At 45.1% G+C, this 20,340-nt stretch carries 18 protein-coding genes; 15 read left to right on the top strand and 3 right to left on the bottom strand.

The window, feature by feature from the left end; translation table 11 throughout:
* The first annotated feature begins 352 nt into the window (after positions 1 to 352).
* The gene (locus NSQ99_RS17650; protein ID WP_340838172.1) at positions 353 to 1,351 is read left to right on the top strand and encodes a cell wall hydrolase; all 999 of its coding nucleotides are present in this window, start codon (positions 353 to 355) and stop codon (positions 1,349 to 1,351) included.
* Positions 1,352 to 1,704: 353 nt separating this feature from the next.
* Here the strand turns inward: NSQ99_RS17650 and NSQ99_RS17645 are convergent, their stop codons facing one another.
* Positions 1,705 to 3,078, bottom strand: coding sequence for a sodium/glutamate symporter (locus NSQ99_RS17645; protein WP_340838171.1), 1,374 nt, complete (start codon positions 3,076 to 3,078; stop codon positions 1,705 to 1,707).
* A gap of 3 nt (positions 3,079 to 3,081) precedes the next feature.
* Positions 3,082 to 4,281, bottom strand: a complete 1,200-nt coding sequence (locus NSQ99_RS17640) for a lysophospholipid acyltransferase family protein (protein WP_340838168.1) — start codon at positions 4,279 to 4,281, stop codon at positions 3,082 to 3,084.
* A 213-nt stretch (positions 4,282 to 4,494) separates the two neighbouring features.
* On the opposite strand from NSQ99_RS17640, the gene NSQ99_RS17635 reads away from it, so the two are divergent.
* The 13 genes from NSQ99_RS17635 (at position 4,495) to glpX (ending at position 17,669) form a co-directional block, all read left to right on the top strand.
* Positions 4,495 to 4,929, top strand: a complete 435-nt coding sequence (locus NSQ99_RS17635; protein ID WP_340838166.1) for a GNAT family N-acetyltransferase — start codon at positions 4,495 to 4,497, stop codon at positions 4,927 to 4,929.
* A 230-nt stretch (positions 4,930 to 5,159) separates the two neighbouring features.
* Positions 5,160 to 6,107: an ABC transporter ATP-binding protein gene (locus NSQ99_RS17630; protein WP_340838165.1), complete on the top strand. Its 948-nt coding sequence runs from the start codon at positions 5,160 to 5,162 to the stop codon at positions 6,105 to 6,107.
* Positions 6,104 to 6,847 (top strand): ABC transporter permease, encoded by a 744-nt coding sequence (locus tag NSQ99_RS17625; RefSeq protein ID WP_340838163.1) that lies wholly within the window; start codon positions 6,104 to 6,106, stop codon positions 6,845 to 6,847. Before NSQ99_RS17630 ends, NSQ99_RS17625 begins: the two co-directional genes overlap by 4 nt.
* Positions 6,834 to 7,520 (top strand): ABC transporter permease, encoded by a 687-nt coding sequence (locus NSQ99_RS17620; RefSeq protein ID WP_340838161.1) that lies wholly within the window; start codon positions 6,834 to 6,836, stop codon positions 7,518 to 7,520. Before NSQ99_RS17625 ends, NSQ99_RS17620 begins: the two co-directional genes overlap by 14 nt.
* A 23-nt stretch (positions 7,521 to 7,543) precedes the next feature.
* Positions 7,544 to 8,671: a sensor histidine kinase gene (locus tag NSQ99_RS17615; protein WP_340838159.1), complete on the top strand. Its 1,128-nt coding sequence runs from the start codon at positions 7,544 to 7,546 to the stop codon at positions 8,669 to 8,671.
* Complete coding sequence (locus NSQ99_RS17610; RefSeq protein ID WP_340838157.1) at positions 8,649 to 9,395, top strand: response regulator transcription factor; 747 nt, start codon at positions 8,649 to 8,651, stop codon at positions 9,393 to 9,395. Before NSQ99_RS17615 ends, NSQ99_RS17610 begins: the two co-directional genes overlap by 23 nt.
* A gap of 744 nt (positions 9,396 to 10,139) precedes the next feature.
* Positions 10,140 to 10,853: a YwaF family protein gene (locus tag NSQ99_RS17605; protein ID WP_340838155.1), complete on the top strand. Its 714-nt coding sequence runs from the start codon at positions 10,140 to 10,142 to the stop codon at positions 10,851 to 10,853.
* A 776-nt stretch (positions 10,854 to 11,629) separates the two neighbouring features.
* Positions 11,630 to 11,986: a helix-turn-helix domain-containing protein gene (locus NSQ99_RS17600; protein WP_340838153.1), complete on the top strand. Its 357-nt coding sequence runs from the start codon at positions 11,630 to 11,632 to the stop codon at positions 11,984 to 11,986.
* Positions 11,944 to 12,870 carry an IS3 family transposase gene (locus tag NSQ99_RS17595; RefSeq protein ID WP_340838152.1) on the top strand — a complete coding sequence of 309 codons (927 nt, stop codon included), beginning with the start codon at positions 11,944 to 11,946 and terminating at the stop codon, positions 12,868 to 12,870. The genes NSQ99_RS17600 and NSQ99_RS17595 overlap by 43 nt, the downstream gene beginning before the upstream one ends.
* A gap of 383 nt (positions 12,871 to 13,253) precedes the next feature.
* Positions 13,254 to 14,000, top strand: a complete 747-nt coding sequence (locus tag NSQ99_RS17590; RefSeq protein WP_340838150.1) for an ABC transporter ATP-binding protein — start codon at positions 13,254 to 13,256, stop codon at positions 13,998 to 14,000.
* Positions 13,994 to 15,136, top strand: coding sequence for an ABC transporter permease (locus NSQ99_RS17585; RefSeq protein WP_340838148.1), 1,143 nt, complete (start codon positions 13,994 to 13,996; stop codon positions 15,134 to 15,136). The genes NSQ99_RS17590 and NSQ99_RS17585 overlap by 7 nt, the downstream gene beginning before the upstream one ends.
* Positions 15,137 to 15,385: 249 nt before the next feature.
* Complete coding sequence (locus tag NSQ99_RS17580; protein WP_340838830.1) at positions 15,386 to 16,447, top strand: M42 family metallopeptidase; 1,062 nt, start codon at positions 15,386 to 15,388, stop codon at positions 16,445 to 16,447.
* Between the two features lie 202 nt (positions 16,448 to 16,649).
* Positions 16,650 to 17,669 carry a class II fructose-bisphosphatase gene (glpX, locus tag NSQ99_RS17575; protein WP_340838146.1) on the top strand — a complete coding sequence of 340 codons (1,020 nt, stop codon included), beginning with the start codon at positions 16,650 to 16,652 and terminating at the stop codon, positions 17,667 to 17,669.
* 481 nt (positions 17,670 to 18,150) lie between these two features.
* On the opposite strand, the gene NSQ99_RS17570 is transcribed toward glpX, so the two are convergent.
* Positions 18,151 to 19,653 carry an FAD-dependent oxidoreductase gene (locus NSQ99_RS17570; protein ID WP_251667642.1) on the bottom strand — a complete coding sequence of 501 codons (1,503 nt, stop codon included), beginning with the start codon at positions 19,651 to 19,653 and terminating at the stop codon, positions 18,151 to 18,153.
* Positions 19,654 to 19,860: 207 nt separating this feature from the next.
* Between NSQ99_RS17570 and NSQ99_RS17565 the strand changes: the two genes are divergently transcribed.
* Positions 19,861 to 20,304, top strand: coding sequence for a CBS domain-containing protein (locus NSQ99_RS17565; RefSeq protein ID WP_340838143.1), 444 nt, complete (start codon positions 19,861 to 19,863; stop codon positions 20,302 to 20,304).
* Positions 20,305 to 20,340: the final 36 nt, after the last annotated feature.

Raw genomic sequence — 20,340 nt, 5'->3', positions numbered from 1 at the left:
TCTCACCCAGCATTATCCAGAAAACTTCTCATTTTTTCTCATAATTGCATGTTAGCTGGTCGATTTTTTATGAAAATGCAGAATTTTTTCATCTTTTTTTCGTGATGAGAGACAAGTTGGTCGGGAGGGGAGACTTTATAGATTACAAGATTAAAAAGACTAGACTTATCAAGGGATTTTGGGCAACTTCAACAAATTTCCATTGACAGAAAATGATTTGGAAACGCTATTGTAAAATTCATGAAAACTTCATCTATGAGATAAACCTAATGAAATATTGAGATTTTGCTATGCTATAATGCTTAACAGACCAGGACCTCGAGCAATTCTAAACAGAGAATCGGGAGGATTTATGTTAAAACTGACAATGAAAGTAAGTAGAATTTGTGTGCTAGCGATGCTAGTGATCTCTCTTCTTACTGTAGTTCCATTTTCAGCATCTGCTGCAGTAAAAGACTCGCGAGAGGTTGAGAACACGCGAGTAATCTTAGATGGCAGCCCTATTGAGCTAGGCTCTCCCCTACATATGGTGAATGGCAGAATGTTTATGCCTGCAGGTTTAGTGGCCAAAGCATTGAGTGCTTCTGTAACTTGGGATGCAGATGCACAAGAAGCGATTTTTATTACAAAGAGCGACGATGAAGTAATTTTAGGGGACGGAGTGCCTACCGTTTATTTCAACGATCAACGATATGTATTAGATGCTGTACCTTATCTGATTGATGGTAGATTGTATGTTCCAGTACGTTATGTCGCTGAGTTTCTTCATGCAGACATTCATTGGAACGATGAAGAGCAGACGCTGACGATTACAAGCGTACCGCTAGAAACAGTAAGTGATGACAATACGTTAGCAGACATTAGCGCAAGACATGGATTGTCCCAAGCGCAGGTTGTTAAACGCAACGGGTTCTCATCGAAGGAATCAATTAAAAATGGGATGAAGCTAGCTGTAATTATTCCATCCGTGCTCGAGAACAAGGCTAAGCCTTTTACAGAATCGGAATATCAGCTGCTTGCAAAGCTCGTTCAGGTCGAATCGGGCTATGAATCCTATGAGGGCCAGCTTGCTGTGGCCAATGTTATTCTCAATCGTGTGGAGCATCCAAGCTTCCCTAGCACGATTAAAGATGTGATCTATTCGGGTAAGCAATTCCCGCCTGCTCACAATGGCTTGCTTGATCGCAGTAAGCCGAATGCAAGTGTATTGAAAGCGACGAAGGATGCGCTTAATGGCAAAAACAATGTTGAAGGCGCATTGTACTTCTTCAATCCGAGATATTCCAAAGGGTCGTTCTGGGACAGTCTTAGCGTTGTTGCAACGATTGGAAATCATCGTTTTGCGAAATAATTGATGTCGATTATAGTTAGCAGTATCGCGTATTGTAAAGTGCGCGGTGCTGCTTTTTTAATTGAAAAAGGCCAGAGACGTTATACGCCAATCTGGCGGTTTATTATAGGGGAATGTGAGAGAGATTCGTGAATTGGGAGATAAGCCCCTTAAATCGTCTTATAGCGTCTCTAGCTTCAAGGTAAAGCGTATGATACTTGCCCTACAGGTGGTATAGACGATAAAATGGATGACCTCGCAGCGTTAATAACCATAAAAAAGCAAAAAATAGCAAGGGGTGGATAGCAGCAGCTGGGCTGCGCTCTCACTCCTTGCTATTTGTCGCGCTCCTTACTCTTTCTAGCGGTCAGTCGTTACTTTTTCTCTTGCTTTCGCGTGCGGAGGAGCAGTGCTCCGAACAACAGACCGAAGTATGCGATCAGGATGAGCAGCGTATACACATACATCTCAGGCTTGTTCTCACGGTAGCCGATTACCGGAATGTTAAGCACGAGCAGCATCGGGAAGCCGAACAGTATCGCACTCGCGCTTCCGACGACGAGATTATCTGCGGTATTGGAACGGAATTTCGGATCGACACCCTTCACAAGCGCGAGCCCCGTCGATATCGTTCCAGTCAGCATGCCATAGAAGCCGAGCACATTTGGCAGCTTTTCCTTCGGAAATGCCCGTGGTACGATCCAGAGCATATACCAGATGGTCACTGCTCCTCCCAGCGTTGTAAGCAGGAGGATCGGGATGGCGTATTCCTTTAGGGCATGGATCGATATCGCAGCAATAGATGCAGTGATCATATAATCAAATGCGAAGCCTGACACTCGCTGCATCATGTAATGATCAATCGTATGCTCCGTACGAAAGCCGCGTTTTTCCAGCTTCGTAAGAATGCTGCGCACAAGCATGGCATACAGGCTGCCAATAATAAAGTGAAAGCCAATAAGCAGCTGCGCAAAGGTCTCACCGAACGAGCCGAGCGGTGTGAGCAGCCTTTCCGCTGCAACGAGCGTTAAGTACGTCATGAGGTAGACGATGCCAATTAGCACAACCTGATAGGTTAGCCGATCAATGGCGTCTGCGAGTGGAGCTTCCTTATGCTGCGCAATAGCTGCACTACGTTGTTCCTCCTCGTCTTGCTCGTTATAGCTGCGCTGCTGGTATGACTTGCGGCGGCTTAGTACGTTCATGAGCACGACACCGATGATCGTTGCCCATAAGAAGCCGATGCCAGCTACAGCAAGTCCGAGATTGCCGCCTTCCTTAACTCCAAGCGCCTCCCAAGAAGAGCCAATCGAGTACGCTTGTCCCGGTCCTTGACCAAAGCCAAGTGGAAGCAATAGCCCAAGCCCTTGAAACATATCGGGATAGAACAGGGCAACTAATACGATAAAGAGGCCTAGACCGACAATCCCTTGGATGAGATAGGTCGACACGATAATTAGGCCGGAATTTACAATGCCAGGGCTGTTTGTAACCTCTCGTGACTTCAAGGACAAGGCGATAAAGCCTATGCCCATCAGATGGTATACGAGGTTGCCAAGTCGATCATAATCGAAGGGCAGGAAGCCGAGCAGATCTGGACCAAGCAGAATACCGAGAAAGCCAGCCAGCATCGCTGTCGGCACGATCCATTGGCGTAAAAATGACAGCCGTGATTTCAGTACGGCAGCGACAAATATAAGTAAAGAGATGAATACAAAATCGAGCATATATTGCCAAGAGTCATTCATATGCTATCCCTCCTTCTGTACGCTGGAGAGCTTCAATATCTGATACCACATATAGGCAGACGTTCGTGGATGAAAGAAATCCATTCGAATCATTCGTTCGTCATAGTGAAAATCCAGCTTGCTATTCATGTGAACATTAACACCATCGAGCTTGTCGATGGAGAAACGGATCGGGTCGCTGTTATTGCTCGGTGTAAAGAGGATGTGGTCCTTATGCCAAGTTAGGTTTCCAGTCGATAGAAGCATAAGCGGACGTTCATGCTCTGAAACGAACAGCTTCACCTCCGTTTTCAGCACATCTCGCCAAGCGGTCTCATGGCTCGCTGCGAACAGCTTCTTCTTCGTATATTGCAGCTGCCAATCGTTCCATTCGTGTACATAGCGATAGAAAAGCGGCTTGTTTTTCGGCTCAAAGCTGCCATATTCATTGTATCTAACGCTGTAGTCACAGGAGCGGCATCTGAAAAGGTCATCCTCAGAATGAAGGCTGCCAATCGTATTACAGGACGGACATACATAAAGCAAACGCTCTAAATAATTCGCAAGACGCTCGCCCTTATAGGCAATCCCTTGCTCCTGCTGCCATGCGAGCTCGTCAAAGCTTAGCGCCTCGGTTAGCTTGTTATGGATCGTCTCAATATCCGCATCCTTAAATTCATCAACATCCCATTTTTTCTCTAGAGATAGTGAAATTTTGCCGGTACGATCAGAATCAGCCCAGCGTGGATGGGTGAGATATCCACCTTGTATCGTTCCAATAACAACCGGTATGTTCAGCAGCTTCACGAGCTTAGCTGTAGATTGTACGATCGATTCCGTTTGCCCATCCCAGCAGCGGTTGCCCTCTGGGAAGATGCCGATGACGCGGTTATGCTTCTTGGCAGCAAGCATATTGCGAATGGTGCTTGTGTCCAATCTTGCCTTCGTTTTTGGAATCGCACCGGTGTAGTCCAGCACTTTCTTAAGCAGCGGATGTCGAAATAAAGGAGCTGCTGCAACAAAGCAAATAGGCTCCTCAACAAAGCAGTTGATAATGAGAGGGTCCCAATTATTTGTATGGTTCGACAATATAATGTAGGGAGGCTTCAAATCTATCGTATCGTTACGAATGATCTCGATTCGAAATTTCCGCGTAAGATATGCTTTTAAAGGCGATATAATCATTTTCCGCTCAATGGTGCTCGGCTTTCGTTTAATACTCAAGAAATCACCCGCTTACTTTTTGTAATCAACCAGATAAATGATATCAAACTACGGAGGAAAATGTCGAGGATTATCGAATAATAATAAGGGAATAAGCAAAATAATAGATAATTACCACTTTTAATATGCTCGATCTATAATAAACCTAGTACTTTTTAACAAATTTTATGGTGAGCAGTGATTCGAATTGATTGTAGGAGGACGAGCAGTATTATGAAATGGGAGATTGTGACAACGGAAGCTCAGCTGCAGCAAGCTAAAGCGATTCGTCATCGCGTATTTGTAATGGAGCAGGGCGTGAGTGAAGAGCTTGAGCATGATGAATATGATAGGCTCACTGAGCAGTGTATACATATACTATTATATGAAGGCAATGAAGCGGTTGGTACAGGTAGAATTCGCAAGGTAAATGAGGAAGTCGGCAAGCTGGAAAGGATTTGCGTGCTGCATGAGGTTCGGGGAAAGGGCGCTGGAGCGGTAATCATGCAGGCTCTTGAGTCAATCGCAAGCAAGCAAGGATTACATGAGACGAAGCTAGGAGCACAGCTTCAAGCTAAAGGCTTTTATGAAAAGCTAGGCTATGAGACTTGCTCTGATCTGTTTATGGATGCAGGTATCGAGCATGTGTTGATGCGTAAGAAGCTGTAATGAGTAAATGAGCGAGTTGCTGCGTGATCAGAATACGCAGTATGCGCAGTATGCACGTAATATTGGAAGCAAGCAGCCATATAGCCTGGGATTAGAGAGGGTAAAGCCTCCTCATCCCAGGCTATTTTCTTTATACGCCTACTGCTGGTCTATATAAAATGACAAATGTAACTACTATTAGATTAGTGATCTTGCCATAATGAAAGCAAAAAAAGAGAGAGGTGCATGTCATGACGATTGCTTCGATGCGAGGTGTCGTTAAGCGTTACGGCTCATATGTAGCGCTTGATAGCATTGATCTAGACATCCATGCAGGTGAGATCATCGGTCTACTTGGTCCGAATGGAGCAGGGAAAACAACGCTTATTGGAACGCTAACTGGGATGAGGCCCTTTGATCATGGAACCGTAGAGCTTTTCGGTCAGTCCAAACATCCTTTCACCCATGAGAACAAGGAGAAAATCGGGCTCGTCACTCAGGAGATTACGATATTTGAAGAGCTGACGGCTAAAGAAAACCTGCATTTTTTCGCGGGGGTTTATGGTCTAAAGGGAGAAGTGAGAAAGCAAAAAGTACGCGAGGTGCTGGAATTTGTCGGTCTATCGGATCAGGCTAATAAGCTGCCAACTAAATTTTCAGGTGGCATGAAGCGAAGGCTTAATATCGCATGTGCGCTGACGCATAGTCCTTCGTTTCTTATTATGGATGAGCCAACGGTTGGAATTGATCCACAATCAAGAAATTATATATTAGAGGGCGTTAAGCGATTAAGGGACCGTGGCACGACGATTTTATATACGACACATTATATAGAAGAGATTGAAGCGATTGCCTCGCGCGTGATCATTATGGACCAGGGCCAGATTATAAAGGAAGGCACGCCAGCAGATCTCATTCAAACGATCCAGCACGAGGAAAAAGTGAGCTTTGAGGTGACAGATCCAGAGCGTATTCCTGAAGGCAGCCTGGAGAAAATCGCTGGCGTTAGAAGAGTCCTTACAGCAGGTAACGATATTACGGTTATCTCCGATGCCGGGTCTGGTAATTTAGATCGAATGCTTTCTATTATAAAGGAGCATACCGGTGTGCTCGGCATTCAGACTGAGCGACCTAATTTAGAGGATGTGTTCTTTACGCTAACGGGCAAACAATTGAGAGATAAGGGGGAGGAGCAGTGAGAGTACTTTCTACGGTAAGATTTACTTTACTAAGAATGCTAAGAAACTATATTGTTTTACTGCTGCTGCTTATCGTCCCCATCGTTTTAATCTCCTTGTTTTCGCTCATATTGTCTGGTGCGGTTACGGATACAGGGGAGCCTTATCTGAAGCAACCTGCCGTTAGCTTAGTTTTATGCTTTCAGCTTTTTGGCGGTTCAACCGTGATGTATATGATCCATTCTGAATTGTTTACCGAGCATCGAGCGAGAATGCAAATGCTGCCTATTAGTCTAACGATGTATGCTTTCTCCATTATGCTGTGCGGAGTAGTGTATTCGGTGATGCTAGGTGTGATCTTGATGACCTTCACTCAATTTGTACTTGGCGTGATCTGGGAGCATTGGCTATGGACGATCTACCTCATCACCCTAATGGCTATATTATCGAGCGTCGTTTATCTCGTCTTCATGTTCGCAGTCAAAGTCTACAAAACTGCTGAACGATTAAGCGAAGTATACGGGATTGGCTTTATTTTATTGGCGGGCTTATTTTTCCCGATGCCGGATCACGCATTTTTTAGATTCATGGGCTCTTACGGAAATCCGCTAACGCTATCGACCATCGCCATACATGAGATGAGCATGAACAACACCTCGAAAGCATGGTTCGCGGCAAATATTCTCTTGGCAGCAACGATCATCTTATTTCTCGTTATGATGGTTGTGGGAAGGAGGAGGTTCATGCGTGACCGTGTTTAAGTTTTCACTTAAGAGAAGCTTCAGCAACAAAACGAACCTTATTCTTCTCACCTTATTCCCTATCGCATTTATATTTTTCCCGGAGGGTGAATACTGGCCTGTCCTTCCTTACGGCTATCAGTATTTCGGAATTGTGCTGCTGTTTATCAGCATCCGGCTCACCACCATCATCCTCGTTGATCGAGCAAAAGGCGTTGTGAAGCGTTTGGCCGTTGCACCGATTAGCTACGGGTCGTATCTATGTCAAAATCTATTGGCATTTTCTGTTATACTTGTTATGCAATGTGCGATCGTTGTCTATGGAGGTGTCCTGCTAGGCGTCGAGCTGTATCAGCCCCATTGGCTTATGCTGTTATATGTGTCCTTCAGCTTTACTTCCTTAGCTATTGCGCTCGCATGGATCTCGATATTTCGGAGCAAGGAGTCTGCATTTCTCATCTATATGTCGCTCGTTACGCTGTTGGCGATATTAGGCGGGCTGCTCATGCCGCTGCAGATATTCCCAGAGGCTCTTATTCGAATTACTGTACTGTTTCCAACCTACTGGCTCAATCAAGGGATGAGCTGGATTGCCTCTGAGGGGCCAGTTGGTGATTTTATACTCATTAATGGGGTCTTGTGGCTGTATACGATCATATTTATGATATTAGGTAGTACTCGGAAAATTCATTAAGCTCGAAGCGGGGAGGAGGAAGGATGAAAGCGATCAAGGAACCAACGTTATATATTCATGGATGGCGCTTTCTGCAAATAGGACTGCTTATGCATGTATGGATCGTTGGTGATTTAGGCTTTCGTGCTTTTATCCTTATTCTGCTCTTGCTTATCTTGACCAGCCTGCGATGGCGTTTTCGTCTGCCGGTCTGGTCGGTGCTGCTAGATGTACTGCTTTGTTTATTGTTATTTCCTTATACAGACATTCACTATGTTGCTTTAGCGATTCCGATGTTCGAGCTTGCGTTAAGGGGGAAATGGATGCTGTCCTTGCTGCTCGTTGCTGGATTTTCGCTGCTGCATGCATTACATGTGATTGACTCAACGATAGATCTGATATTCTGGTATCATCTTCATGCTTTCTTGTTTGGGTGCTTCTCATGGCTGACGATCAAGTCTCAGCAAAGCTATAAACGAGAAGCAGATGAGCAGCGCAAGGCCCGAGCTGAGCTTGAACGGATTAAAATGGATTTGCTCGAAGCGAATCATTCTGCCATACATCATGCGGAGCTGATGGAACGATACCGGATATCTAGGCAGCTTCATGATCATTTGGGACATGATCTGACCGGTGCATTGCTCGCAACACAAGCATATGAGTATGTGAAGAATTCAGAGGAAGGTGACAAGCTGCTTGCGGAAGTAAGGCAGCGCTTGGAGCGCAGCACCGTAAGCTTGAGAGAGGCTGTGCATAATGTGACACCAACAGCAATGATTGGTGTAGAAAGACTAGACTATATCATCAGCAGCTTTCAGCACAAAGACATCGCCTTCTACAAGGCAGGCGATATGCTGCTCGTGTCCGCCTATATGTGGGGGCTGCTGGAGGCCTGTCTGAAGGAAGCATTGACTAATGTAGCTAGACATAGCGATGCGACGAAGGTAAAGGTAGATCTTCAAGTTACGGAATCCATTGTACGGCTTTCGATTCATGATAATGGCTCTGTTACAGCAGGCAGCCATGAGGGGAGCGGACTAAGAGGTCTTAAGCTAAGAGCACGCTCAATAGGGGGAAGCCTATCCGTTAATGGACAGGATGGGTTTCTCGTTGTATGTGTGATTCCGCTTGAGAAGGTAGGAGGAGCAGATGAAGCTACTAATCGTCGATGATGATCCGCTTGTATGTCAAAGCCTGCAGCTATTGCTCGGGAAGGAAGAGGGATTTCAAATAATCGGCACAGCATCCAATGGACAAGAGGCTGTAGCGCTTAGTAGAAATGAGCAGCCAGACGTTATTCTGATGGATATTCAAATGCCTGTCATGGATGGCATTGAGAGCACAAAGATCATTAAGCAAGAAGCGCCTTCGATTCATATTATGATGCTAACGACCTTTAAGGATGAGAAGAACATTAGACTAGCATTGAGGGCGGGGGCAGAGGGATATCTGCTAAAATCCTCCCCGATTAATAAAATGGCCGCGCAAATTAGAGCCCTAGTAGCCGGCACGACTGTTCTAGATCCAGATGTTCTAAGAATCATCATCGAGCCAACCAATGAGCCCGATAAAGGGAGTCGAGAGAACGAGGGTCTGGCGAGTCAGACTAACGAAGGTCTGGCAGGTCAGTCTAATGAAGAGTTGGCGAGTCGGGCTAATGAGGGGTTGCCGAGTCAGGTTAATGATGTGATGACGAGTCTGTCCAACCAAGGGCTGACGAAGCGGGAGATGGATATTGTTGAACTCGTTGCACATGGGCTGTCTAATAAAGAAATCGGAGAACAGCTATTTATCGGCGATGGAACAGTGCGAAATACGCTAAGCATTATTCTAGATAAATTAGAGCTGCGCGATCGGACGCAGCTTGCGATCAAATACTGGCAGGGTAAGCAATGACGGTGATAAAACCAAAGCATGAAGCTGCATGAAGCAGCTTGAGCACATGGGAAGCAAAAGTTTCGGTGAACACAAGGACGATGAATAATAGTGTTCAAGGGACAAGGATGAAGTGACATTGAGGGCGGAATCGATGGTCGAGAGACAAGGATGAAGTGACATTGAGGGCGGAATCGATGGTCGAGGGACTATGATGAAGTGCCATCGGGGGCGGAATCGATGGTCGAGGGACTATGATGAAGTGACATTGAGGGCGGAATCGATGGTCAATAGACTATTGATGAGGTCGCAAAGAAGATGAAAATGATGATCTAGGAACAATGTGACATCAAGGATGAAAACGAAGTTCGAGGGTCTGATGATAGATAAACTAAGACTGAGGTTTAAGTGACGGCGAAAATAATGGTGGGGCACATATTGAAAGTAAAATTGTCAGAGATCACAATGATCGAGGGACTGATGAAGTCGCTATGAATGTGCTCAATGAATGCTCAATGAATGCTCAATGAATGCTCAATGAATGCTCAATGAATGCTCAATGAATGCTCAATGAATGCTCAATGAAGGCGAGAACGATGGAACAGGACTAATGTTAGCTATTGTTAGATAAAGTGTTGTTATAGGTAACTATGGCAGAAGTAACTATACGGAAAGACAGAAAGTACTACAACAGATCGCATGTATCGCATCATGTGCATGTAGCCTACCTTAAGCTGCATAATAATGAAATTGAGGTGATGAGGGATGGAGCAGGGCTTTGTTGCTTTTGACCAAGTGCATTGGAGCTGGCTTGCTGGTATAGCCGTAGCTATTATTATGCTTACGTGGCTATATGTGCGTTCCCCTGAACATAGGCGAACCGTCATAAAGCGTGTGCTGGCATATTCGTTATTAATTGGCGAGCTCGTTAAGCTGATTGTTGTATGGCAGCTAGGCAAGCCGTTGCTGTTCTATATACCGATTCATCTATGCGGTATGGCGATTGTGCTGCTTATGCTGCATGCATATCGTCCATTTGCGGTCGTTAACGAGATACTATTCAGCTTAACGCTATCTGGCGCGATCATAGCGCTCTTGTTTCCAGGCTGGACTGATGAATCAACGATGGGTTTCCTGCATATTCATTCCTTTGTCTTTCATGCGATCATCATTGCGTATCCGATCATGCTGCTAGCTTCGGGTGAGCTAAAGCCGCAAGCGAAGCAGCTATGGAAGGTTGGAATATTTCTCATCATTGTTATCCCGCTCATTTATCAGTTTAATGCAGCAGTTGGGACGAATTATATGTTCCTCAATCGCCCGATAGCCAATTCACCATTAATGGTCATCTATGATACGTTCGGTAAGCACGGTTATATATGGGGATTAGTGCTCGTCACGATGCTAATCTGGGTCATTCAATATAGTGTGTATGGTGTTGTGAGTTGGTATCGAGGCAGGAATGTCGCGCGGGGGTAGTATAGATGTTGCTATTGGCGTTGCTAGATTGTAAGAGGACGAGTGATGGATCAACTCATGGGCATGCTGCATGGTCGATATAATAGGCAAGCGACCTGGATAGTGAGTGCATGACGAACGAACGTAACAATGGAATGTATCATGGTCATGCAACCTCGACAGTGACCGTGCGACGAGCGAACGTTAAGGGAACGCTACATGGTCTAGCGAACTCAATTGAGACTCAGCGACGAGCGAACGAGTTAAGGGAATGCAACATGATTAAGCGACCTCGATAGTGAGGGCGCACATCGAACGAACGCCTCAAGATAATACAACATGATCGAGCGTTCTCGCCAGTAAGTGCTTAATGAGCTAATGGATGCAAAAACACCTCTTGAGTGAGCTTTGCTACTGCAAAACTCTACTGCAAGAGGTGTTTTTGTCTCATAGGCTTACTGTGATTTGTAGTCAATAAGAGTAGCAGCGCACCATCTCATTATTGTCAACAACGCTAAGTGGGTAGCGGTAAGCGTATGATTGCTGATGATAAGCTAGAATAGCTTCACTTCAAGGCTTCAACTATGATATTGAGAATCATTATCATAATAATAGCATAGCCTAGTTCATTATGCAAGTGCGTGGTAAAACATTTTAATAATATGCCAAATCCGCGAAATAGTGCCAACCATTCGGCGCAAGTACACATTTTGTGTGAAAAACTATTTAGCCCCCTAATCATTTTGGACACTACTGTCTACTTCAGATAAAATAATGATTAGTGGAGGAGTAGGTCCATGAGAAGAAAGTCTAACCACTTAGAATCCATAAAAAAAGAAGCTGTATCTTTATTGTTAGATGGTTATCGAACAGAAAGTGTTGCCAGAAAACTAGAAGTTAATCCGGTTACAGTCAGACGATGGTTGAAGCAATATGAAGATGAGGTGGATCTAATCATGGCGCAAAGAAGAAGTAAAGAAGAGCGTATGCAAGAAGCAGCCGAACAATTGCCTGTACTTAAAGAAAAATACCAAAAAGCCATAAAGTTGCTTGGTGAAAAAGAGCTCGAGATTGAGATCCTTCGTGAACTCGTAAAAAAAAAGCATCCCGATTGGAAACCGCCATTAAGTGGATCCAAAAAGGATATGCTGTAAGAACGGTCTTACGTATCTGTAGTGTAGCTTCTTCTACTTATTACTACCGACTCAAACATCCTGTGAGAAAGTGCTCAGGGAGTACGGGGAGGCCTATTCCAGGATACTCAAAGAATCGTGACGGTCAGTCTGTGTCTGACGGCCGAATTAAGGGCTATTTGAGACGTCTCATTCAAGGTGAGCATGCCTCCAGTGGTTACCGCAAATTGACTACTCTATTACGCCGTACATATAAGTTAGTGATTAATAAAAAGAAAGTTTACCGGCTGTGCAAGGAACTAGATATTCTCTCTCCACAACGTAAGATTGCTCATCCCGTGCCCAGAAAACTCGCTAAAAACCGCACAGTTACAGGACCTAACCAGCTATGGCAAGTCGATATTAAATATGGTTACATCACCGGTAAAAGAAGCCACTTCTACGTAGCAAATATTATTGATGTGTTTGATCGTCAACTCGTTGGCTATTACCGTGGTAGATCCTGTAGCACACAAGATGTTATTCGAGCTATTCAAAAAGCTTTATTGAAGCGAGACATTCATCAACACACCCACACCCTTGTGATACGTAGCGATAATGGGCCACAGTTTACCAGTCGGCTATTCGCTAACTTTGTGGAGCAAATGAACGTGGAGCATGAGCGTATTCCAAACAGTAGTCCCAATATGAATGCTTACGTGGAGTCGTTTCACAGTATATTGGAACGTGAATGCTTTCAACGTAACTATTTCGAGACGTATGAGGAGGCATTTATGGAAGTCGATCGTTTTATGGAGTATTACAACAACAGACGATTACACGGGAGCCTAAGAGATGTTCCACCTGTTGAATACTTGGAGTTGATAAAGTCTGGACAAGTGCAACCGCAAAAAATTGCACTTTAATGCGATTGCACAAGTAAAAGTACGATAGTGTCCAAACTTAGGGGGTTAAACCGAAAAGCATACAAAACGTCGCCAATCGGTGCGCAAATCCGCAATTTGTGTGAAAAACCATACAAAGCGCCGGCAATCGGCGCCCAAATGAGCGATTTGTGTGAAAAATCATACAAAACGCCGTCAATCGTCGAGCGAATCGGCAATTTGTATGAAAAAGCATACAGCCCCCCACCACTCGCCGCCCATTTTCACCAGTAATGAATAAGCTCTAAAGTTTAGTATAATGAAAACACGCTATGAACTCATGGCGTGTTTTTGCTTTTTGAATGTAACATTTTTCCTTACGCTACGTAGAAACTGTAAAAAGCTAGGGAGTGGAGGCGAACGGAATGGAACTGGAGCAAAGGAAGCAGCTTGACGTACAGATAGAGGAAGCGGGCTATAAAGAGAATGAAGCTTCCATACGAAACATATTTTTCAGTGTAGAAAAAGGAAAGCTAGTAGGATTGATAGGGCCCAATGGTGCAGGGAAAAGTACAACGATTAAGTCAATTATGTCGCTTACGCCATATCGTAAAGGAAATGTTCAGCTTGGTGATGGCAACAGCGGAACGTATGCGTATGTGCCCGAGCAGCCGATCTATTATGATTACTTTACATTATGGGAGCATCTGTGGCTCGCAGCTTCAGTGAATAATATTGATAAAAAGCTATTCGAGCAGCGAGCAGAACGACTACTGGAGAAGTTTAAGCTTACAGAGCAGAAGCACCATTATCCGGGCAGCTTCTCGAAAGGAATGCAGCAAAAGCTGATGCTTATGATCGCATTTATGCTGGAGCCGGATCTGTATATTGTTGATGAACCATTCATTGGGCTTGATCCTCAGGCAACGCTTGATTTTATCTCGTTGTTGAATGATGCAAGGCAGCAGGGAGCGGCTGTGCTGATGAGCACGCACGTACTCGATAGTGCAGAGCGTTTATGTGATACCTTCATCTGTCTGCATCATGGCGAGATTGTCGCTAAAGGGGATATGGAACAGCTTCGAGCTCAGGCAGGCTTAACGAATGAGCATACATTATTCGATTGCTTCCATGCATTCACGAGCGATGCTACGGATGTGATAGAATGCTGACTCCTGCAAAGCTTTTTTGGATTCGATTGAAGCAGCATTATCGGTATATGGGGAAATCATTACATACGATTGCAGACTGGACCGTGTGGCTATATATCATCGTACCTGCGCTGTTTATATTCTCAGGCTTATATATTGAGCTATGGACCAAGCTACCAGAATGGTCGTACGTCATGCGCTGGGAGCTAATTATCGTAGCAGTATCTAGTATGATGCTGTACTTTCAGGTTCATATCGGGGTAGAAGAAGCCGACCGCCTTGTCTTGCTTCAGCATCGAGATTGGCATATGAAGCTCAAGCGGTATGGTTATGCTTATAGTGTCATCCTGCTGCTCGTGCGTTTACTGCTGGTGATGGGGCTGCTGCTCCCATTTATTAAAGGTACGACAGATCTATCGAACGAGCAGCTGTTGCTGCTGCTCGGCTACAGTGTTATAGCTGGAATGACGATGCTGACGATCAATCATTATTTCAATAAATCTGGAGCATGGTGGCGCAAGATATTAAGGACGATGCAGCGCACGTTCATCGTAGGTATTATCTATGTACTCCCAGCTGCTTTATATATGCTTGAATTTTTATCCAAGCCTTATATGCTTGTTGCCACTGGTGTACTGTTCTTTGTACTCATCGTGCTAATATATCACTTTATGACAAAGTCCTTTAACTATGGTCAGCAGCTGGAGCAGGAGCAAGAAAAACGTGCAAGATTTACTGGGATGCTGTTAAGTCAAGTGGAGGAACAAACTCAATCAACGAAGCGACTAAAAAAGCCGTGGATCTTCCGCTCCTCCCAGCGATTGTTCAAATCAACGGATCAGCGTTTCGTCGTGACAGAGCTTCGGATTAAGGCAATGCTCCGTTCTAAGCAGCTGCTTCAAGCCTGGATTATTCTCATCGCAGTCGGCAGCTATGCCATCTTTCTTGTTGGAGGCTCCGGGGGATGGGCAGTCGTTGTAGGTATATACTACTTACAGCGTTTCGCGCTCAAGCTGCAATGGGATGAATGGGTAAAAAGAGACTATTTATCACTTTATATTAAGGAGCAGCTTGCCGGCTATAAGCTGTCGCAGAATATATTATCGATACCTGCTCTTATCATATGGATTGTAATTGCGATTCTGTGCAGCATATAAGCATATAAGCGGGCTAACCGCTGAATAATGTAATAGAATGATTTGTTCATGTATAGAGGGGACAAATCAAAATGCCAGGAGAGAAGGCCAGGCCTTAAAGCAGGAAGATAAAGAGCAAAGAATACAGATTCAAGAATACAGGAAAGATAAAGAGTCAAGAATGCAGGCAAGAAAATACGCTGAAAAGGAAGCTAGCAAAAGAGGCCAAAAAGTAAGCATGAAAGAAGGTAGACGAGCGTGGATTATAATATGAATCACGATTCAATACTAGAGTTAGATGAGCCATACGTTGTGCAATGGCTTGAGAAGCTGCTGAAGACGCCGAGTCCAAGCGGCTATTGCAGGCAAATCATAGCGATGCTGCAGGAAGAGGTTGAGCGATTAGGCTATGCTGTTGAGCTGACCCCAAAGGGCAACGCGATCATTACCGTTCCGGGCGAGGATACGGAGCATGTGCTTGCATTGTCGGCGCATGTGGATACATTAGGCGCGATGGTACGCTCCATTAAAGCAAATGGAATGATACGTTTTACGCCAATTGGGGGATATGCGATGCATACGGTTGAGGGTGAATATTGTCTCATTCATACGAGAGATGGACGGGAATTTGAAGGGACCGTGTTGTCGACCAAGCCATCTGTCCACGTATATAGTGATGCCAAAGAGTGGAAGCGTGAAGAGGCGAATATGGAAATCCGCATCGATGACATTGCGAGCAGTAAACAGGAAACGGAAGCGCTGGGCATTGCGGTTGGCGACTTTATCTCGTGGGATGCACGCACGCGCATCTTATCTAATGGCTGGGTGAAATCCAGACATTTGGATGACAAGGCTAGTGTAGCAGCATTGCTGGGACTGTTGAAAGCATGGAAGGATAAAGGGATTCAGCCAAAACGGACAACTAAGATGATCATCTCTACCTATGAAGAGGTAGGACATGGAACAGCATATATTCCGTCAGATATCGTTGAAATGATTGCTGTTGATATGGGCGCCATCGGTGATGACCTATCGGCAACGGAGAAGGATGTATCGATCTGTGCTAAAGACTCCTCTGGGCCGTACGATTATGAGATGACCTCGACGCTGATCGAGCTAGCCAAGCGCTTGAAAATTCCTTATGCGGTAGATATTTATCCGCATTATGGCTCAGACGCATCTGCAGCACTGCGAGGGGGCAGCAACATTCGAGCTGCGCTTATCGGTCCAGGCGTACATGCTTCCCATGGCATGGAGCGGACACATGTCCAAGCGATTGTTGGTACGGCTGCTTTGCTTCATGCCTATACGATGGAGCCATATCGCGAGTAGCTGGCGAGAAATCATTGAAAAAACGCAAAATTTATGAGTTGTCAAGCCGAAAATGACAAAATATATGATTTATAAAATGTTTTTAGTACTAACATCTAATATCTTTATGGTGTTTATAGCCCCTTGTATATTGCGGTTCATTTCCAATCTATGGTACATATGTAGGAGATAGAAATCTACTGAAATGATCGGGGGGCTATGGATGGAAAGAGAACTCGCATTGGAAATTGTTCGTGTAACAGAAATGGCTGCACTGGCTTCTGCTCCATGGATGGGGCGCGGTGATAAAAACAACGCGGATGGTGCTGCAACTTCTGCGATGCGGAAAATGTTCGACTCAGTATCGATACACGGTACAGTCGTAATAGGTGAAGGGGAAATGGATGAGGCACCTATGCTGTTTATTGGCGAGGAGGTCGGAAGCTTCCAAGGTCCTGAAGTAGATGTTGCGGTAGATCCGCTTGAAGGTACTGAGATTGTTGCCAAAGGGCTGAACAACGCCTTATCGGTTATTGCGGTAGCCGATCGTGGGCAGCTGCTTCACGCACCTGATATGTACATGGAGAAGCTAGCCTATGGACCGCAGCTCGTCGGTAAGGTTAGCATTACAGATCCAATGGAGGTAACGCTGCACAAAGCAGCGGCAGCTTTGAACAAGAAGGTGTCAGATCTCACGGTCATGATTCTTGATCGTGCGCGACATGAATCCTTGAATAAAATTCTTCGTAAAACAGGCGTGCGTATTAAGTTTCTACCAGATGGTGACGTTGTTGGCGCGATGGCACCAGCCTTCCCGGAAACAGGGATAGACCTTTACGTCGGCTCGGGCGGTGCTCCAGAAGGCGTGCTTGCAGCGGCCGCTCTCAAATGTCTAGGCGGTGAAATTCAAGGACGTTTAATGCCAGCAGATGCGACAGAATATGCGCGCTGTATTGCAATGGGTATATCCGATCCTTATCGTGTACTAACGATGGATGACATGGTTGGAACGAAGGATGTTATCTTTGCAGCAACTGGTGTAACACCTGGGGAGTTTTTAGGCGGGGTTCGCTACTTGAGCGATCAGCGCGCTGAGACAGATTCCATTGTGATGCGTGCAAAGACCAAAACAATTCGCTACATCAAAACTTCACATTACTTACCGAATAAGCCGCTAATCTTTGAAAACCCTGAGCAGGAACAGGATCAGTCGTCACTAGAAACGTCTGCGTCTGAGAAGTAAAGCAAGGGTTGTTGCACAATAGATATGATCTATAGCTTGAAGCTGTTGCACAATAGATGTGCTCTAATAGCTCGAAGAATCTGTGGGCTTAAAGCTGTGGAGCAATAGAAGGAAGAATTAGTAGGAAGACAAGAAGGAAGAAAAAGTAGTAGTTTAACGAGGGATAGCCATTTTATTAATCTACTAAATGAACATCTGGCTAAAGACTTTCGGTTAAAGAGCGTTCAGCTAAACAGCGCTCGGCTAAACAGAGCTCAACTAAACAGCGTCAACTAAACAGCAGTCAACTAAACAGCAGTTAACTATAGAGGGTTAGTAACGCTAGAGCAACAGTAACTATTGGGCTACAGTAACGATAGAGCAATAGTACAATAGACAGTTGTATCAAAAAGCAGCAGCGACGGATCGAGCAAACTCAATCCATCACTGCTGCTTTTTTTGTTCACGAAGACGTATGTTAATGAGATGGGATAGCTAAGCGTTATTGGATGCGATGCAGCGGCTTATCTGCCGGACCATCGAGCACCTCGCCTTGATAGGAGAAGCGGGAGCCATGGCACGGGCAATCCCATGATAGATCTCCGCTATTCCATTCTACCTCGCAGCCCATATGAGTACATGTCGTATCGACAATAAATAGCTTTCCTTCTTGATCACGATATGCACCTGCTCGTTTGCCATGCAGCGAGACGACAGAGCCCTCCCCGTTTTCGAGATCCTCAGCATGTCGATTGCTTGCAAACAGCTTGCCCTTCACCATATGCTTAGCCATATTGCCTGCATAGGTTAGGAAGGTTTTGATCGTCGGATCAGCATAGAAGCGTTTAGGTGCGAACAGATCGACATAAGGGGAGCGTTCACCAGTAATGACCTTTTCTAATAGAAGCGCTGCAGCTGTTCCTGTCGTCATCCCCCACTTTTTATAGCCAGCGGCAACATATAGCTCTGGCTTATTATCAGTCGCCCCGATGAATGGGAGCTTGTCCAGCGTCGTTAAGTCCTGCGCGGACCAACGATACAGCAGCTTTTCTATGCCGAAGGTTTCCTCAGCAAATTGCTCCAAAGTCTCATAGTGCCTAATCGTGCATATGCCTTGCCCCGTAGGATGATTCTCACCACCTACAATAATATGCTGTTCTCCATCGATCATTACGGAGCGTAGTGAGCGCTTCGACTGGTCGATGCTAAGAAACATCCCTTCAGGATACTCCTGCTTTGGCTTAAAGCATAGCGCGTAGGAGCGTTCAGCATACATTCTCGCGAAGAAAAACTGTTGGTCATCGTAGAATGGAAAGTGGGAGCAGCTTACGATTTGCTTGCTTTCGATTTTGTGCCCTTCCTTCGTAATGACATAGGAAGGCTTGTCGACAGCGGTAGCCGTCGTATGCTCGAAAACCTGCACTCCTTGCTGCACGGCTAGTTCCAATAGCTTGTTTAAGTACTTGACTGGGTTAAATTGAGCCTGCTTAGGCATCCGCAGACCAGCACGAGTCTTAAATGGTAGTGGGGTAGAATCCGTTAGTTCACCCTCAATTCCTAATGCCTGATAGGCTTGCAGCTCCTTCTTAAGATCAGGGACGAGATCTACACTCGTTGTATAAAGCCAAGCATCCTGCTCCTTAAAGTCACAATCGATGGACTGCTCGGTTACGGTCTGTTTAATCCAAGAGAGTGCTTCATTATTAGCCTGATAATATTGCTTCGCATACTTCTCTCCAAAATGAGACAAAAACTCATCATAGATTACATCATGCTGGCAGGTGATTTTCGCTGTCGTATGTCCAGTCGTTCCGCTTAATACTTCCCCAGCTTCGAGCAGGACGACTGATTTACCCTTTTTCGACAGCAGATAAGCTAAAGTAACACCGCTTATTCCTCCACCGACAATGACAACATCGGTTTTTAGATCCTCCTTTAAAGATGGAAACTGAGGGAGCTTGGTTGAATTAAGCCAATAGGATTGCGGATACTGAGGTAGCTTCATTGTGCTTTTGCACCTTCCTTAACTTTTTTGTTAGCATCTACATCATTCATCTTTTACATCGTTCATCACATCATGCTTATGATCGTTATTGTTAGCATTATCCTAATCAGCTAAATTTATGTGTACTGCTAGAGCGATTCATTGGGATAAAAGGCACCCACAATGTACAATCTAAGCGCATAATAGCTTAAAAGGTGGCTGATTAAGGTGAAAAAAGTTAAGGATCTAATGACAGAGGGCTGTGTGACGGTAACTCCAAAAGATAATGTATATAAAATTGCTGTATTGATGGCAGAACATGATATTGGTTTCGTTCCAGTGGTGGAGGATCAAGATCATACAAAGCTGATCGGAGTGGTAACCGATCGCGACCTCGTGAGACGTGGTATTGCGATGAAGAAGCCGGGCTCTACTGCTGTTACCGAAGTGATGACGGAACAACCGATTACCGTATCTCCAGAGGAATTGGCCGATGAGGCAACCGATATTATGGCTCATTATCAAGTACGCAGATTGCCAGTCGTCGACCAAGGAAAGCTAGTAGGGGTCGTTACACTAGGGGATATGGCGTTAAAGAATACTTCCAATGCATCGCATGCGCTGCATGATATATCGAAGCACGAACAGCTTGATACGCATTATTTGCAGTAAGGCTTACATCTCGTTAACATATAAAAAAGCCGGCCC

It is taken from the genome of Paenibacillus sp. FSL W7-1287 (assembly GCF_038004245.1).
In the GTDB taxonomy this organism is placed as follows: Bacteria; Bacillota; Bacilli; order Paenibacillales; family Paenibacillaceae; genus Pristimantibacillus; species Pristimantibacillus camelliae.
Note: the sequence above shows the minus strand (reverse complement) of the source record. Positions and strands in the feature narration are given on the sequence as shown.